At 68.3% G+C, this 15,802-nt stretch carries 12 protein-coding genes and 1 pseudogene; 11 read left to right on the top strand and 2 right to left on the bottom strand.

The window, feature by feature from the left end; translation table 11 throughout:
* Positions 1 to 55: 55 nt before the first annotated feature.
* The 3 genes from AB0G35_RS04305 to AB0G35_RS04295 all read left to right on the top strand — a co-directional run bounded on the left by AB0G35_RS04305 (position 56) and on the right by AB0G35_RS04295 (position 7,540).
* Positions 56 to 6,700, top strand: coding sequence for a toxin glutamine deamidase domain-containing protein (locus tag AB0G35_RS04305; RefSeq protein ID WP_360943825.1), 6,645 nt, complete (start codon positions 56 to 58; stop codon positions 6,698 to 6,700).
* A 29-nt stretch (positions 6,701 to 6,729) separates the two neighbouring features.
* Entirely contained in the window at positions 6,730 to 7,053 is a 324-nt protein-coding gene (locus tag AB0G35_RS04300; protein WP_360943413.1) for a hypothetical protein, read from the top strand.
* Positions 7,054 to 7,231: 178 nt separating this feature from the next.
* Positions 7,232 to 7,540, top strand: coding sequence for a hypothetical protein (locus AB0G35_RS04295; RefSeq protein WP_360943410.1), 309 nt, complete (start codon positions 7,232 to 7,234; stop codon positions 7,538 to 7,540).
* A gap of 52 nt (positions 7,541 to 7,592) precedes the next feature.
* Here the strand turns inward: AB0G35_RS04295 and AB0G35_RS04290 are convergent.
* Positions 7,593 to 8,005 (bottom strand): annotated as a pseudogene (locus AB0G35_RS04290) (transposase); the annotation flags it as partial.
* Positions 8,006 to 8,030: 25 nt separating this feature from the next.
* Between AB0G35_RS04290 and AB0G35_RS04285 the strand changes: the two are divergent.
* The 8 genes from AB0G35_RS04285 (at position 8,031) to AB0G35_RS04250 (ending at position 14,820) form a co-directional block, all read left to right on the top strand.
* A complete protein-coding gene (locus AB0G35_RS04285) occupies positions 8,031 to 8,591 on the top strand; it encodes a toxin glutamine deamidase domain-containing protein (protein ID WP_360943407.1) in 561 nt (186 codons plus the stop codon).
* Positions 8,572 to 9,075: a hypothetical protein gene (locus tag AB0G35_RS04280; RefSeq protein ID WP_360943404.1), complete on the top strand. Its 504-nt coding sequence runs from the start codon at positions 8,572 to 8,574 to the stop codon at positions 9,073 to 9,075. Before AB0G35_RS04285 ends, AB0G35_RS04280 begins: the two co-directional genes overlap by 20 nt.
* Positions 9,076 to 9,611: 536 nt before the next feature.
* Positions 9,612 to 9,734, top strand: a complete 123-nt coding sequence (locus AB0G35_RS04275; protein WP_360943401.1) for a hypothetical protein — start codon at positions 9,612 to 9,614, stop codon at positions 9,732 to 9,734.
* Positions 9,735 to 9,763: 29 nt separating this feature from the next.
* Positions 9,764 to 10,435, top strand: a complete 672-nt coding sequence (locus tag AB0G35_RS04270) for a hypothetical protein (protein WP_360943398.1) — start codon at positions 9,764 to 9,766, stop codon at positions 10,433 to 10,435.
* Positions 10,436 to 10,734: 299 nt separating this feature from the next.
* Positions 10,735 to 11,994, top strand: a complete 1,260-nt coding sequence (locus tag AB0G35_RS04265) for an extracellular solute-binding protein (protein ID WP_360943395.1) — start codon at positions 10,735 to 10,737, stop codon at positions 11,992 to 11,994.
* On the top strand, positions 11,991 to 12,932 hold the full coding sequence (locus AB0G35_RS04260) for a sugar ABC transporter permease (RefSeq protein ID WP_360943392.1): 942 nt from the start codon (positions 11,991 to 11,993) through the stop codon (positions 12,930 to 12,932). The genes AB0G35_RS04265 and AB0G35_RS04260 overlap by 4 nt, the downstream gene beginning before the upstream one ends.
* 5 nt (positions 12,933 to 12,937) lie before the next feature.
* Complete coding sequence (locus AB0G35_RS04255) at positions 12,938 to 13,861, top strand: carbohydrate ABC transporter permease (RefSeq protein ID WP_360943389.1); 924 nt, start codon at positions 12,938 to 12,940, stop codon at positions 13,859 to 13,861.
* Between the two features lie 77 nt (positions 13,862 to 13,938).
* Positions 13,939 to 14,820 (top strand): TauD/TfdA family dioxygenase, encoded by an 882-nt coding sequence (locus tag AB0G35_RS04250; RefSeq protein WP_360943380.1) that lies wholly within the window; start codon positions 13,939 to 13,941, stop codon positions 14,818 to 14,820.
* A 131-nt stretch (positions 14,821 to 14,951) separates the two neighbouring features.
* On the opposite strand, the gene AB0G35_RS04245 is transcribed toward AB0G35_RS04250, so the two are convergent.
* Positions 14,952 to 15,797: a winged helix-turn-helix domain-containing protein gene (locus tag AB0G35_RS04245; protein WP_360943377.1), complete on the bottom strand. Its 846-nt coding sequence runs from the start codon at positions 15,795 to 15,797 to the stop codon at positions 14,952 to 14,954.
* Positions 15,798 to 15,802: the final 5 nt, after the last annotated feature.

The following is a 15,802-nucleotide window of genomic DNA, read 5'->3' as shown; positions in this document are numbered from 1 at the left end:
CTCATCCGCACCACACCGATATGCACACGTTTCACGGGGGAGCTCCACCTTGTCGATGATGCTGCCGAACGCTCTTGAGTGGGTCCTCGAGATGCTCGGCTTCAACTGGCCGACCGCCGACGAGGACAAGCTGATCGAGTGCGCCAACGTCTGGCGTCAATTCGCCGCGGACGTCGAGGGCCACCAGGCCACCGGCACGACCGCCGCGTCGAACGTGCTCAGCCAGAACGCCGGCGACTCCATCGAGGGCTTCAGCAAGGCATGGGACAAGTTCGGCGGCGGCTCGGGCTACTTCAACGACGCCCGTGAGGCGGCCGAGGTCATCGCCTTCACCTTCGACGCCGCCGCCACCCTCGTCATCGGCATGAAGATCGCCGTCATCGTCCAATTGGCGATATTGGCGGCCGAAATCATCGCCGCCCAAGCGGCGGCACCCTTCACGCTGGGCCTATCGGAAATCGGCGGTGCGGCGGCGACCCTGGCCACCCGCGAGATGGTCCGCAAGATCCTCAAGGAGGTCGCCAAACAGCTGCTCGACGCGATCCTGGAGGCCGCCAAGGAGCCGGTGATCTCCGCCCTGGAGGCCATGGTCTCGGACATCATCGCCCAGACCGTCAACCAGAACTTCGGCGCGCAGAACGGCTACAACGTCGGCCGCACCCTCAAGCAGGGCGAGAAGGCCGCCACCGACGCGATCAAGAACACCGGCGAGACCCTCGGCGAGAGCCTCCGTGACGGCGCCGGCCACCGCGCGGGCCACCGCGCCCGAGGCGGCCTCGACTCCGCCGCCGGCCACGGCAACAGCCACGGCGGCGACGGCGACCACGGCGGCGGCAGTGACGGCGACAGCGGCAGCAGTAGCAACAGCGGCAACAGCAGCCACTCCAACGACTCGGGCAGCGACTCGGACTCCGGGTCGGGGTCGGGGTCCGGGTCGGGGTCGGGCTCCGGCGGCAGCTCGTCGTCGGGCAACGGTTCGGGCTCGGGATCCAGCTCCGGGTCCGAATCCAGCTCCGGGTCCGAATCCGGCTCGGGGTCCGGGTCCGGCTCGGGGTCCGGGTCCGGGTCCGGCGGCTCGCACGACGGCGGCTCCAGCAGCAGCTCCGGAGGCGGCGGAGGTTCCAGCAGCTCCTCGAACAGCTCCTCCGGCGGCTCACCCGGCACCAGCGGCAACGGTTCGGACAGCGGCGGCTCGGACGGCAACCGCCCCACCGATGGCGGCGGCAGTCACACCCCCCGCCCCTCGGACAACACCCCCCACGGCTCCGACAGCTCCGACAGCTCTGCTGACGCGGGCAAGTCCGGTAACTCCCACACCTCCGACGGCGGTTCCGACTCCACTCCGCACGGCGACCGGTCCCGGCACGACGTCCCCCCGGCCCAGCCACTGCCGCCCCCGGACCAGCGCTCCCCCTTCGACGAGGGCTACACCGGCGGCAACGACAGGGGCTCCCACGGCTCGTCCCCCTCCCACACCCCCGACGGCGGCCCGGACGCCGCCCGCCCCGACACCGACGGCATCAGCACCCAGCCCGCCCGGGACACCACCCCCGACTTCGCGCGCCCGGACACCGAGGGCATCACCACCCAGCCCACGCACGACCACACCCCCGACGCCGCCCGCCCCGACACCGACGGCATCAGCACCCACCCCACCCGGGACACCACCCCCGAGGCAATCCGCCCGGACACCGACAACATCGGGACCCAGCCGACCCCGGCGGCCCCCTCTCCGGTCACCGACGCGGTAGCCGGCAACCCGCCCTCGTACGGCGACCACACCCCCGGTTCCCACGACGGCGCCGGTACCGGCTCTTCCCACGGGGACAACGCCAACAGCGGCGCCGGCGGCCGCCCCTCCGTGCCGCACCTCAGCACCCCGCAGGGCGCGCCGGTCCAGCACACCCCGTCCAGCCAGCCCATCCAGCAGCGCGACCCGGCCCCCGGCGACCCCATGCCGACCGTGGACGACAGCGACGACACCACCGTCACCACCCAGTCCGCAGACACCGCCACCCTCCCGCCGCCCACCCAGCACACCGCCGACCCCACCAACTCGGCTCCCACCGGCCCCACCACTCCCTCCACCAACCAGGCCCAGCCCAACTCCCCCCAGGCCGGCGGCCCGATGATGACGGGCGGCGTCCCGCATCAGGGCGGTGCCCCCACGGGCGGTACCCCGCCCCGCGCCACCGGTGCCCCGTCCAGCACCACTCCCCCTCGCACCGGCTCCCCCTCCGCCAACCAGGCCCAGTCCAACTCCCCCAGCAACGGAACCGCTCCCACCCGCCCCACCAATCGGCGCCCCGACGGTTCCCAGGCAATCCAGGACCACACCCAGCGGCCCGCCCCGGAGCGCCCCGCCTACAACCCGCGGCTCGACGGCCCCCGTCGCGACCAGACCCCGCCCCCGCACGACAGCCGCCTGGACGGCCCCCGCCGGGACGCCCCCACCACGCCGTCCGGCACCAACCGCCGCCCCGACGGCTCCCAGATCGTTCAGGACCACACCCAGCAGCCCACCCCGGAACGGCCCCCCCACAACCCCCGCCTGGACGGCCCGCGCCCCGACGACAGCGCCCGCCCGGAGACCCCCGGCGCCCCCACCACCACTCCCCGCAACGACACCACCCATCCGGAAGGCCCGCGCTCCGACGCCACCCGCCCGGAAGGGACACGTCCCGACGCCACCCGCCCGGACTCGGCACGCACGGACACTTCCCGCCCTCAAGACCGACAGCAGCAGGCTGCCCCCAACCGCTCGGGCCACCCCCGGCCCGATGCCCCTGCGCAGGCCGGCGCCCAGTCCCCCTCCGCCCCCACCCCCAACAACCCCTTCCAACAGCCGAACCCTTACCAACAGCAGTCATACCCTCAGCAACAAGCGCAGCCCCAGCAGCAGCCGTACCAACAACAGCAGCCGCAGCAGTACGTCCAAGCACCCCAGCACTTCCAGAATCAGCCGCAGAATCAGTACCAGCCGCACCAGCCATCGCCTCAACAGCAGCCGACGCCATACCAGCAGCAGCAATCGCAGCACCAAGCGCCGGTCCCGCAGCCTCCGAACCTTCGCAGCCACATGAACGTCCGGGCCGGCCTGAACATCCAGCCGAACGGCCTATATTCGCCCTTTCCGCATGACCAACAGGCGCTGGAGGCCAGTTTTCCGCGGAACCCGGACGGCACACCACGGGCGTTCAACGACCCGTTCCAGCCCTGGGCCCAACTCCAGAACGACGGCGGCACTGAGGTGCTCGGCCGCTCGAACAACTGTGCCGACTGCACCCGCTCCTTCATGGAGTCCTGGTACGGCAACCCCCAGGTGTCCGCTGTGCGCACCTACGACCCCGACGGCCATGGAGGCATCGACCGCCGATCCGGCGAGCGAAACGGCACCGCCAACATTGAGCAGTACGCGGGCACCAACTTCCGCAACTCCGGTCCGAACTCCAAGGACGGCTACGACCGCATAGCCAACGAGCTCCGTCAGGCGGGCCATGGTGCGGCCGCCGCAGTACTGGTCACCTGGCCCAAGAGTGCCGATGGCACCGGTGGTGGCGCGCACGTCTTCAACGCGGTCAACCACAATGGTCGCGTCATCTGGGTAGACAGCCAGTCCGGCAAGGTCAGCGAACACCCCATCAATACGGAGGCCGTCGGGGTCTGGCACCTGACCCTCGACGCCAACCGCCAGCCGTTCGACCCCTCCGCCCACCAGTACCAAACCCCCCAGGCCCAGCACCAGCCGCAGCCAAACCCGTACGCCCAGCAGCCGCAGCCCCAGCCGCACCCGTACGCCCAGCAGCAGCAGCAGCCCCAGCCGCACCCGTACGCCCAGCAGCAGCAGCCCCAGCCGCACCCGTACGCCCAGCAGCAGCCCGGCCCCTACAACCAGCCCTATCAGCAACAGCCGAGTCCCTACGCCCAGCAGTCGAACCCGTACGCGCAACAGCAGCCGCACCTACAGCAGCAGCCCGGGCCGTACCAGCAGCAGCCATACGCCCAGCAGCAGCCCCAGCCGAACCCGTACATCCAGCAGCAACCGCAGCAGAGCCCGTACGCACAGCCGCACCCGCAGCAGCAGCCGTATACGCAGCAGCCAAACCCGTACGCCCAGCCGAACCAGCAGCCAAGCCCGTACGCGCAGCAACAGCCGTACCAACAACAGCACCCGTATGCCCAGTCGCAGCCGGCCCCGCAGCAGTCGGCCCCGCAGCACCAACCTGGGCCGTACCAGCAGCCGCACCAACAACAGCAGCCGACTCCCTACACCCAGCAGCCCCAACAGCAGCCTGGGCCTTACCAGCAACCCCACCAACAGCAGCCGACGCCTCAGACCCAGCAGCCCCAGCCCACTCCGCACCAGCAACAGCCGACCCCGCAGCAGCAGGCGGCTCCCCAGGCCCAGGCCGAGCCCCACCAACAGGATCAGCCGAAGCCCACGCAGGAGCAGCCCGACCAGGAACAGCCCACCCACGAGCAGCAGCCGAACCCCACACAAGAGCAGCCCCACCAGGAACAGCCGCAGCCTTCCCAAGAGCAGCCGTCGGCTCCGGAGCAGGACACGGCGAACCAAGACAGTGGGCAGGCGGACCCCAACAGCCTGAGTGCGATCCGGAACGACCTCAATCAGGACACCGGCGGCCTGCTCCCGCCCCACCCCAACGATCAGCAGGCACTGGAGGACGCCCACCCGACCAACTCCGACGGCACCCCGCAGCGATTCGCCGACCCGTTCGCCCCCTGGGCACAGCTCCAGAACGATGGCGGGAACACGGTCCCTGGCCGCAGCAACAACTGTGCCGACTGCTCCCGTTCGTTCCTGGAGACCTGGTACGGCAACCCCCAGGTCTCAGCACCCCGCACGCCCGACACCGACAAGGACGGGAACCCGGACACCTGGTCTCCCGAGAACAACGCCAACGAGAACCAGATCCGCTGGACCGGCGCCACCCACACATACGCCGGACGGGGCGATGACCCCAACACCCCTGCTCGCATCGCGTACGACCTCCAGCAGGCCGGCCACGGTGCGGCCGCGATCGTCCAGGTGGGCTGGCCGAACAACGGTGGTGGTCACGCCTTCAACGCGGTCAACTACCACGGCAAGATCGTCTGGATCGACACCCAGACCGGGCAGGTCAGCACGGACCCCATCCACATTTCACAGGCAGAGCACGTCTGGCACATCCCCCTCGACGCCAACCGCCAGCCGCTCCACGCTGATCACGTCGTTCCCAAGCAGGACACCGCTGCCTCCGACAAGGCCGACGCCAAGCAGGCCGACACCCCGGCCGACCACTCCGACGGCGATCCCGGTGAGCACAATCACACCGATCCCAGCCATCAGACACCGAACGAGCACCCTGCCGACCAGGCTTCTCCCGACGCGGACCACACACTGGTCGAACCCGACCCCACTCCCAGCAACGAGGACCACACTCCAGCGGATCAGGGCAAGGCAGGTCCCGAAGACACCTCTGCTGATCAGCAGCACTCCCCTGCCCCAGGCGACGGCGAAACCGCACCGAAGAACGCTCACGCGAGCGTTTCCCAGTACCTCGCCACAGCACTGAGCACGGACAGCGACCCGCTGATGTACAGCAAGCCGAGCACCGAACCAAGCCCGGACGGTGACGGAGCCCACGAGCCCAACGATCCCCCCGCCCCGGCCGGTCACGAGCACAAAGCCACAAACCAGCAAGAACCGGGCGGCCCGCCTTCCGACCCCGCGGGAGCGGAGCCGGAGCACTCGACCGACGAAGCCCACGACCAGGGCGAAGAGAACGAGAGTGACGAGCCGACCGAGCGCCACAAGCCCATGTCGGCGAGCGATGAGCGCGTCGACGACCCCATTTCGTTCCCGGATCCGGAAGACCCGGGAGAGACGCCCGACATCCGCGATCCTGATTTCGAGGACGACAAGGCCCGCGGCGCAATAGTCGAAACGATCGATCCCACCGACACAAGTCGGGTGACCACCGAAAATGGTCTGATCGCGACGGTCGACAACAAGCCGGTCAAGGAATATCTGCAAGAGCTTTCTCACGCACGGGCGCTTTATCACGCCGCCCAGGGGCCCACAAAGCATGAAGGCCCCTGCTCGGCTCTCGCCATCGACCTTCGGACGGGCATCATCACCGAGGGTGTAAACGGCCTGATTTCCGATCTCATCCCAGCGGAGAACCTCCATCCGCTACTGCGCGACAACTACATGGATATGGCCGCGTGGAAGCATCGGCTGATGAAATCCGAGGACGAGATCCACAAACTTCCCGTTCTCGACGAGAACAATAAGGGAGTCAAGGATGAAAACAACCAGCCACTGATGACGGATGCAATTCTTGAGGGGCGGGCCCATCTCGACCAACCCCTGCGGCATGCTGAGGTCAAGGCCGTGAACGAATTGCTCTGGGCTCGCCAGAGAGAGCACGAAGCCAACTGGCGGGAAAAGCACGGAAACGACTCCACACCGCCCCCGCTGGGACGCGATGCGCTACATGAAATGCGAATCGATCCGCGCTGGATCAAGAAGCCTGGAAAGAAGTCCGCTCAGGCCCCGGGCGACCTGGCGCCGGCCTGCGCAAACTGCAACAGTATACTGAGGGACATACCCAGCTTCTCTGGCCGACTCCATTTCTCACCCCTGGATTATCGGTCTAAATTGCCGTTCGCCACCGAACCGCCCGCCTCGGAGTAACAGTGCGCATTGAAGATGAAGACTCCTACATGGAAGACGACATGCTCGTCTACCACGAAGACAAGCCCTTCACTGGAGAAGTCGTCACGCGAGCTGAAAACGGCCAAATTGTCAGCATCGTAAATTACGTCGAAGGTACAGAGTCGGGTCGGCAGGAACACTGGTATTCCGATGGCTCGAAGAAGGCCGAGGGAAGTTCCAGGTTGGGGGTGCCCGTGGGAGAGTGGCACAAGTGGCATTCTAACGGTCAACTCGCCGAACGATCGGTCTTCAACTCCAGGGGCGAATATATGCGGCGCCAGCGATGGGACAAGAGTGGCAATCTCACGGTGGACAAGACGTACACGACTTGAGGCATGATCCCTCGCTCAGCGCGTCACCCCTTCGGGTGGGCGACGAAAAAGTCGCCCACCCAAAAAGAGCCTGCGGTTCTCTGCCGCACTGCATCGGTAGGGCAGCGGGCGGCCTCTCAGGAACGATTAACTGGACAGATCCCCCTATCCATACCGCGATGACGAGGAGAGCGGAGTTATGCCACAGGACTCCCCTACACCACCGACAACCCCCGAAGAAGCACTCGCCATCGTCCGTAGCCGTTACGCACAGCCCAAGCTGGCCGACGGCTCCCCGGCGCCGATGCACGTGCATGAATTCGACATCGGCTACCTGGTGTACGCCACCTTCCCCCCGACCACCGAAGCCTCCGGCGCCCCGCAACCGCCGCCGCCCGGCGGGGCAAAAATCATTGTGGCCAAGGACACTGGCGAAACAGTCACCGTCCCCAACTTCCCGACGGAATCAGCAATCGCCCTCTACCGCCAGCAGCGTCAGCAGCGCTAAGGGCTGTCCCGTAAATGATCTACGGCATACGCGATGACCTGCGCCTTCGTCGTCATCCGGCAGGGGTCAGGTTGTGCAGGCGGGCGATGCCGAGCATGGCGTGGTGGACGCCGTCGCCTTTGAGGCGGCAGTCGCAGAGGATCTTCCAGCTCTTCATGCGGGCGAAGGCGTGCTCGACGCGAGCCCGGACTTTGCGGTGGGAGGTGTTGTGTTCCTCTTTCCAGGCTGTGAGGTCGGCTTGGCCGCGTTCGCGGCGGTGCGGGATGACCAGGCCGGTTCCTCGGTAGCCGCCGTCCGCGATGACGGTGGTCTTGCCGACAGCGTCCTTGGCGCCGGACAGCTCCCACGTTTTGCAGTCGTTGCGTTGCCGGGCAGCGGCCGACCGACGGCCACGACGAGCCGGGTGTCGGCGTCGATGACGACCTGGTGGTTGGTGGAGTACCGGTAGTTCTTCGACTGCTCGGCGCATGGCGCAGCCGCGGCCGTCCTCGTGACCTGGCCCAAGAACCCCGACGGTTCCGGCGGCGGTGCTCACGTCTTCAACGCGGTCAACCACAACGGCAAGGTCGTCTGGGTCGACAGCCAGACCGGCGAGGTCAGCCACCAGCCCATCAACACCGGCGCCGAAAACGTCTGGCACCTCGTCCTCGGCGCCAACCGCCAGCCCTTCGACCCCACCACCAACCAGAACCAAACCCCCCAGGCCCAACACCAGCCCCAAACCCAGCCCCAGCAGCAGACCCCACAGCACCAGCAGAACCCGCAGAACCCGCAGAACTCCCAGCACCCGCAGCATCCGGCAGGAGCAGACCACCGTCCGCCGGAGAACCCGTCCGGCCACGACAACGGCCAGCCGCCGGCCAATCCTTCGGGGACGCAGGAACCGGGCGATGCCATGGAGATCGACCCTCCGGAGCACGAGGGCGCACACGACGACCACGACTCGTCGTCACCCATGGATGTTGACAGCCCGGAGCACGAGAACGATTCCGACCCCGAGTCGGCTCGGGCTCGACCCGGTCCACGACCACATGCAGAACTGGGCGAATGACGGGAGCCTCGCCGAGCTGCTCCAGCGGGCCGCCGACCGCAAGGCCGCGGCCGATGCCGCCAGGAAGCACAACAAGCAGAATGACAACGACCACGTCGACATCCCGCCGACGGCCTTCACGGAACGGGAACTGCGCGACGTGCTCGGCAAGGACTTCGCCGAAATGAACGACGGCCAACGGGGTGCCGTCGTGGCGACGCTCGCCCGGATGAGCCAGGCGTTCCACGAGGACCAAGGCGTCGGCCAGAGCCCGCAGCGGGCCACCGACGGCAAGAACCCCTACCACGGCGCTCCGCCCCGCAAGAAGGACGGGAAGCCCGACCCCATCGAGCAGAACGAGGTCTCTGCCGGTGCCCATTCCCGCGAGCAGGCGAAGCCCGCGGGATCCTGGCCGGAGGCGTACCGCCAGGAGGGCACGCCGGAGCACCAGGCGCTCACCGAGCTCCGCACCACCAACGCCCGAACCTGGCCGACCGCCCCCTGAGCACCGCACACGTCAACCAACTACAGCACCACCTACCGAACCGACCCGGAGGGCCAGCCGGCCCGCGATGTGGTGCGTGCTCAGCTCCAGCAGGAGCGCAAGGACCTCCTGGCCATCATCGCACCGTGGTCGAACGGGCCCCTGTTGCCGCCCTTCGGCCGCATACGCGCGACTCTGCCCCGAGCCTTCTCGCCGCCCACCAGCAGGGAGATCGAGGCGTACTTCGGCCCCGACGCGGTGCAGCGACTGTCGACAGAAGCCGTGCCTGATGAGGGGGCTTTCCCACGCCGCGCCCCGCAATTGGCTCACCACCGTAGGGCTACCCGTGACAAGCCTTGCAAGCCTACGGCTCCGTCCGCTCGCGGACCCCTCCATCGAGGTACGCGCATGCTGCACACCCACGTGAACGAGCACGATGCCTATGTCATCCGAACCTACGTCGACGACCTCTTGTCATCCATCGATCCACAGGGGGCTCGATACGAGGGTTGGACTCGACAGCTTTCAGCGGGAGCTCGGGAGGCGTAGCCGGAGAAGTGAGCGAGGCAGCGGAGCGGCCGGACGGCGGGGGAACGACCGGAACACGGCAGCGCCCCATCGGTCTCGACGGCACGGGAGCCGAGGCAATGGCCTGGTCCTCCGTCTTCCGCAACGAGTGATTGTCAGTGGTCCGGGTCAGAATGGCTGCATGACGACTGACAGTGACGACGCCCGTCGCGAGGGCTACGACGTGGGGAGCATCCTCGCCGATGAGGACCAGGTGGCGGCCTGTGCGCGGGCGAATATGGCGGCGCTGGTGGCCGAGCTCGTCGAGCGTGGTTGTGCGGAGCCCTGGGCCGGGATCGAGGACGGGGAGGCGGATGACGAGTGGCCTGACTGTCTGCAGTTCTCGTTCGAGTGTCCGCCGGGGTATCAGGGGGACATCGTCATGCCAGGGGTGCCACTTGGGATCGTGAAGGGTGGGGAGGGGCAGGGGGAGGCTGGTTGGGAGGTCGTGCACAACGGGGTGTCGTATGCCTGGGATGAGCTGGTGGACCGGCTCTCCGCGTTTGATGCGGCGCGGCGGACGATCTGGGCGAACCGGGACCGGCTGGTGGCTGAACTCGTGAGGCGGGGAGTGCCGTTGCGGGATGAGGACGTCACCAGCGATCCGGATGCGAGCGGCGACTCGTGGGTGACCCACCACATCGTGGCGGAGGGGGCCGAGGGGGAGGAAAGGCGTCGGGTCCGGGTCTCGATACCGGATGTCGTGGTGGGGCCGGGGCTTTCTCACGAGATGTATGTGGAGGGCTATCCGTACGCCTGGGAGGCGGCGGTGGAGGCGGCCGTGGTGGTGCTGACGGGTGATCACACTCCTTAGTTCATCGCTTATAAGGGAGGGAAGATCGCTCCGGGGCGGGCGGGGTGGGCCGCAGGGAGGGGTGGGAAGGGCGCGGGCGAGCCGATCTCGCGTGGGGTGGTGCGTAGCCGATCGTCTTGCGTTCGGGGGAACAGGGCCGGCCACCTGATCGGTTCATGGAGAAGCAAGGTGAAGCAACGAGAAGCAATGCGCGTGTCATCGGCGTGCGGCAGAGTGGACGGTTGGACCGTGCGGTGATCGACGATCAACGGCGGGCCAGGTAGCGCAGACCACGGTGACGACGGCAGGGGGAGCGAGCCATGGCGGGGATCGAGCGGCGGAGAGTGCTGGCGGCCGGGGGCGGGGTCGCGCTGACGGCGGCGCTGGCGACGGCGTGCGGGTCCAACACCGGGCGTGGCGGCGGCGGTTCCGGTCCGGGGATCAGTCAGTGGTACCACCAGTACGGGGAGCCGGGGACCGAGCAGGCCGTGAAGCGGTATGCGGCGGCGTACAAGAAGGCTCAGGTCAGTGTGCAGTGGCGGCCGGGTGATTACGACCGGCAGACGGCGGCCGCGCTGCTCACGGACTCGGGGCCGGACGTGTTCGAGGTCAACGGACCACTGCTGGACCAGATCCAGGGCGGGCAGGTCGTCGATCTGACGGCCGAGGTCGAGCCGGTGAAGGACGACTTCAACCAGGCGGTGCTGGCACCGAAGATCTGGCAGGGAAAGGTCTGGGGCATTCCGCAGGTCATTGACATGCAGATGCTCTATTACCGGAAGAGTGCGCTGAAGGATGCCGGGGTGGAGCCGCCGACGTCGGTCGACGAGTTGGTGGATGCGGCCGGAAAGCTCACGACGAAGAAGAGGAAGGGGCTTTTCCTGGGGAATGACGGTGGGGTGGGGGTGCTGAGCGGTACGCCGCTCTGTGCCGCTGGATTGAGTCTGATCACGGAGGACGGGAAGGTCGGATTCGATGATCCGGCTGCGGCGCGGGTGCTGGGGAAGATCCGGCAGTTGTATGCCGATAAGTCGTTGCTGCTGGGGGCCCCTACGGACTGGTCGGATCCGGCCGCGTTCCTTCAGGGGCTGACCGCCATGCAGTGGTCGGGATTGTGGGCGCTGCCGCAGATCAAGAAGCAGTTGGGGGACGACTTCGGGGTGTTGCCCTTTCCGAAGGACGGCTCCGGGGGTAAGCCGGCGGTTCCTGTGGGCGCTTATGGTTCTGCGGTCAGTGCGCGCAGCAAGAAGAAGGCGGAGGCCAAGGCGTTCGCCAAGTGGCTGTGGGTGGAGCGGACGGATTTCCAGCAGGATTTCGCGTTGTCCTACGGATTCCATATCCCGGCGCGGATCTCGCTGGCGAAGAAGGCCCGGCAGTTGCAGGAGGGGGCGGCCGCGGACGCGGTGCGGTTCGCGACGGAGTACGGGTATGCGGAGCCGCTGTTGTGGACGTCGGCGGACCGTACGGCCTATCAGGACGCGTTGAGCCGGATCATCAAGGACGGCGCGCACCCGGAGAGTGAGCTGAAGGGCGTGGTGCGGAAGGTCAACGCCGAGCTGCAGCGGGTCAAGAAGAAGTGAGGGGCGGGACGGCGGGCGCAGGCCGCCTCCTGGGCCCCCAGCGGCGCAACCTGTGGTTCTGGGTGTTCGTCGGGCCGTTCGCCATCGGGCTCGGGTTGTTCACGTATGTGCCGTTGGCCTGGAGCGTTTATCTCAGCTTCTTCGATGCGCACAACACGGTCAGTCCGAGCGGTGCGGATTTCGTCGGTCTGGGCAATTACGCCGCGATGCTGGGCGACGGCGCGTTCCTGGGCAGCCTGGGGACGTTCCTGGTGTTCACCGCGTTCATCGTGCCGGCGACGTATGTGCTGTCGCTGGCCCTGGCACTGATGGTCAACCGGCTGCGGATCGCCCAGGCATTCTTCCGTTCGGTGTTCTTCCTGCCGACGGCGTGCTCGTATGTCGTCGCGGCGGTGATCTGGAAGCTGTCGATTTTCAACGGAGTGCGGTTCGGCCTGGCGAATACCGTACTGGGATGGTTCGGCGGCGAGGACATCGCCTGGTTGTCGACGACGGATCCGCCCTGGTACTGGCTGGTCATCGTGACCGTACGGCTGTGGCTGCAGGCCGGCTTCTACATGATTCTGTTCCTGGCCGGACTGCAGCGTATTTCCCCGCAGTTGTACGAGGCGGCGGCGGTGGACGGGGCGCGGCCCGGCTGGCAGACGTTCCGGCACATCACCTTTCCGCAATTGCGTGCCACGTCCATTGCCGTGGCGTTGCTGCTGGTGATCAATGCGTTCCAGGCGTTCGACGAGTTCTACAACCTGCTGAGCGATGCCCGTGGTTATCCGCCGTACGCCCGGCCGCCGCTGGTCTATCTCTATTACACGGCACTGGGCCAGGACCAGAATCTCGGGCTGGGCAGTGCCGGCGCGGTGATCCTGGCGCTGATCATCGCGGTGGCGACGGTGCTGCAGGCCCGCTGGTTCGGCCTGGACCGCAAGGGGGAGGACTGAGCGGCATGCGGAAACCCACGAAAGATCCGGTGACGCGGGACGCGGTGACGCGGGCCGCCCTGACGCGGGACGCGGTGACTCGGGACGCGGTGACTCGGGACGCCCTGACGAAGGCCGGGCGGGCGCTGCGGGTGGTGCTGCTGGTCGCCCTGGCGCTGCTCTTCCTGGTCCCGTTCTACCTGCTGGTGCGGAACGGGCTGGCCAGCGAGCAGGACCTCACCTCGCCCGACTGGACGTTCTTCCCGCACGACCTCCAGTGGTCGAATCTGACCGAGGTCTTCCGCGACCCGAACCTGCCGCTGGGGCGGGCCCTGCTCAACTCCACGCTGATCGCGGTGTCGACGACGGTCGGTACGGTCGTCCTGGCCTCGCTCGCGGGCTACGGGCTGGCGCGGATCCCGTACCGGCACGCCAATGCCGTCTTCTACGCGATCCTCGGGACACTGATGGTGCCCGCGGCCGTGACGTTCGTGCCGAGCTTCGTGCTGGTGTCGACGCTGGGATGGATCTCGACCCTGCGCGGACTGATCATCCCGACCCTGTTCAGCGCCTTCGCCTGCTTCGTCTTCCGTCAGTATTTCCTGGGCTTCCCCCGGGAGCTGGAGGACGCGGCGCGGGTCGACGGGCTCGGCTACTGGCGGACGTACTGGCGCATCGTCGTGCCCAACGCCCGGCCGGTGTTCGCCGCGGTCGGCACGATCGTCTTCATCGGCGCCTGGAACGCGTTCCTGTGGCCGCTGGTGATCGGGCAGGACCAGGAGGCGTGGACGGTGCAGGTCGCGCTGTCCACGTTCACCACCGCGCAGAACCTCAACCTGCACGAGCTGTTCGTGGCGGCGGCGGTGTCGATCGTGCCGCTGGTGGTCGTCTTCCTGCTGCTCCAGCGGCATATCGTCGCGGGGGTGGAGCGCAGCGGGATCGATGACTGACGCGCACTCGCCGTGCGGTCCGCAGCTCCTCTGCGCCCCCACCGCATCCCGCCGACGGCCTCTACGAAGGTCCGCGGATGCTGCGTCGTACTCCCGACGGATGGACGGACCGGCCCTACGAGCGCTTCGAGGTCGTACCGCAGGGCGCGACCCTCGGGGCCGAGATCCGGGGGCTGGAGCTGTCCCGGCCGCTGGCCGCGGGGCTGCGGGTCTGCGGGTCTGCGGGTCTGCGGGCGGAGCTGAACCGGGCGCTGCTGGAGTGGAAGGTGCTCTTCTTCCGCGGGCAGGTCCTGACTTCCGAGTCACTACGTGAATTCGCCGTGAATTGGGGTGTGTTGGAGACCAATCCGCTCCTGGCGCAGGGCGATACGAAGGAGGTGGTGCGGTTCGAGAAGGCGGCCGGCGCGGTTCCTACGTTCGAGAACGTATGGCACGCGGACGTCACCTTCCGGGAACGCCCGGCGCTGGGTGCGGTGTTGCGGCTGAGGGAGGTACCGGCCTCCGGCGGAGACACCCTGTGGGCCGATATGGCCGCGGCATACGACAATTTGCCGTCGGAAATCAGGGCCCGCATCGGCGGGGCGCGGGCGGTGCACGACTATCTCCCGGGCTTCGCGCGCTTCTACTCCCCGGCCCAACTAGCGCTATTCCAGGCGGAGTTCCCGCCCGTCGGGCATCCGGCGATGCGTCGCCGCCCGGAGCCCGGCCGGCGCACGCTGTTCGTCAACGCCTCCTTCACCACCCGGATCGCGGGCTGGGCGGAGGCGGAGAGTGATCGGATGCTGCGGCTGCTGTGCCAGCAGGCGCAGGTGCCGGAGTTCCAGGTGTGGTGGCGCTGGCAGGCGGGCGACGTCGCCTTCTGGGACAACCGCGCCGCCCAGCACTACGCCGTGAACGACTACGGGACCGCGCGCCGGGTCGCCGAACGGGTCGCCATCGCGGGGGACCGGCCGTACTGATGAGTGGCGTAGCCCGCGCCGGTACGGCGCAGGACGTGCCGGACCGCGTGCGGCGTACCCGGCCCGGTCCGCACGTCAACCCCTGTACGCGGCCCCGTCCGCACACCGACCACCTGCCCGCGGTCCCGTCGTCACGCCAGCCGCTCGTACGCCGCGTCCTCGGCCGGTCGGGCGCCGCGCAGCAGGGCCGCGCCCAGAGGGGTGAGGGTGTGCAGCACCGCGTTGCCCTGCCGCAGCGTCGTCAGCAGGCCGGCGTCGCGCAGGACGGTGGCGTGCTGGCTGGCGGAGGCCAGCGAGACGTCGGCCCGGCGGGCGAGTTCGCTGGTGGTGCAGCCGACGCCGACGCCGTGCAGTATCGCCGAGCGGGTCTTGCCGACGAGCCGGCCGAGACATCGCTCGGGCGGTACGTGCGGGGTGAGCCGCGGTGCCGGGTGCTCCACCGGGTAGACCAGGACGGGCGTCAGGTCCGGGTTGTGGAAGGTCACCGGGGTGCGGCGGCAGAAGTACGAGGGCAGCAGGAGCAGGCCCCGGCCGCCCAGATGGAGATCGCGGTCCACCGGATAGTCGGCCTCCAGGACCGGCGGGCGCCAGCGCATCATCGGCGGCAGCGAGGCGAGCAGCCGGTCCGCGCCGCCGTCGAGCAGCGCCCGGCCGCGGGTGGCCCGGTCGGCCTCTATGCGGCCCTGTATGCGCGGCCAGTACGGGGCGACGGCGGCCTCGTAGTAGCCCTGCAGGATGGTGGCGAGGCGGCCGAGCGCGCGGGTGTCGCCGTCGGCCATCGCCCGCACCCACGACGGGAGCGGGCGGGCGGCGGTGGACAGCCGGGACAGCTCCGTGTGCAGCCGCTCGGCCGGTGTCTCGCGCAGCGCGGCCAGCGCGTCGGACAGCCCGAGGAGCCCTTCGGCAGGCGTCAGGAAATCGGGGAAATAGCCGCGCGTGGGCACCAGTGGTGCCAGCAGACGCGCTTCGCCATTCAACTTCC

Source organism: Streptomyces sp. NPDC021749 (assembly GCF_040640655.1).
Taxonomy (GTDB): Bacteria; Actinomycetota; Actinomycetes; order Streptomycetales; family Streptomycetaceae; genus Streptomyces.
This window is presented reverse-complemented; position numbering and strand designations above follow the sequence as displayed.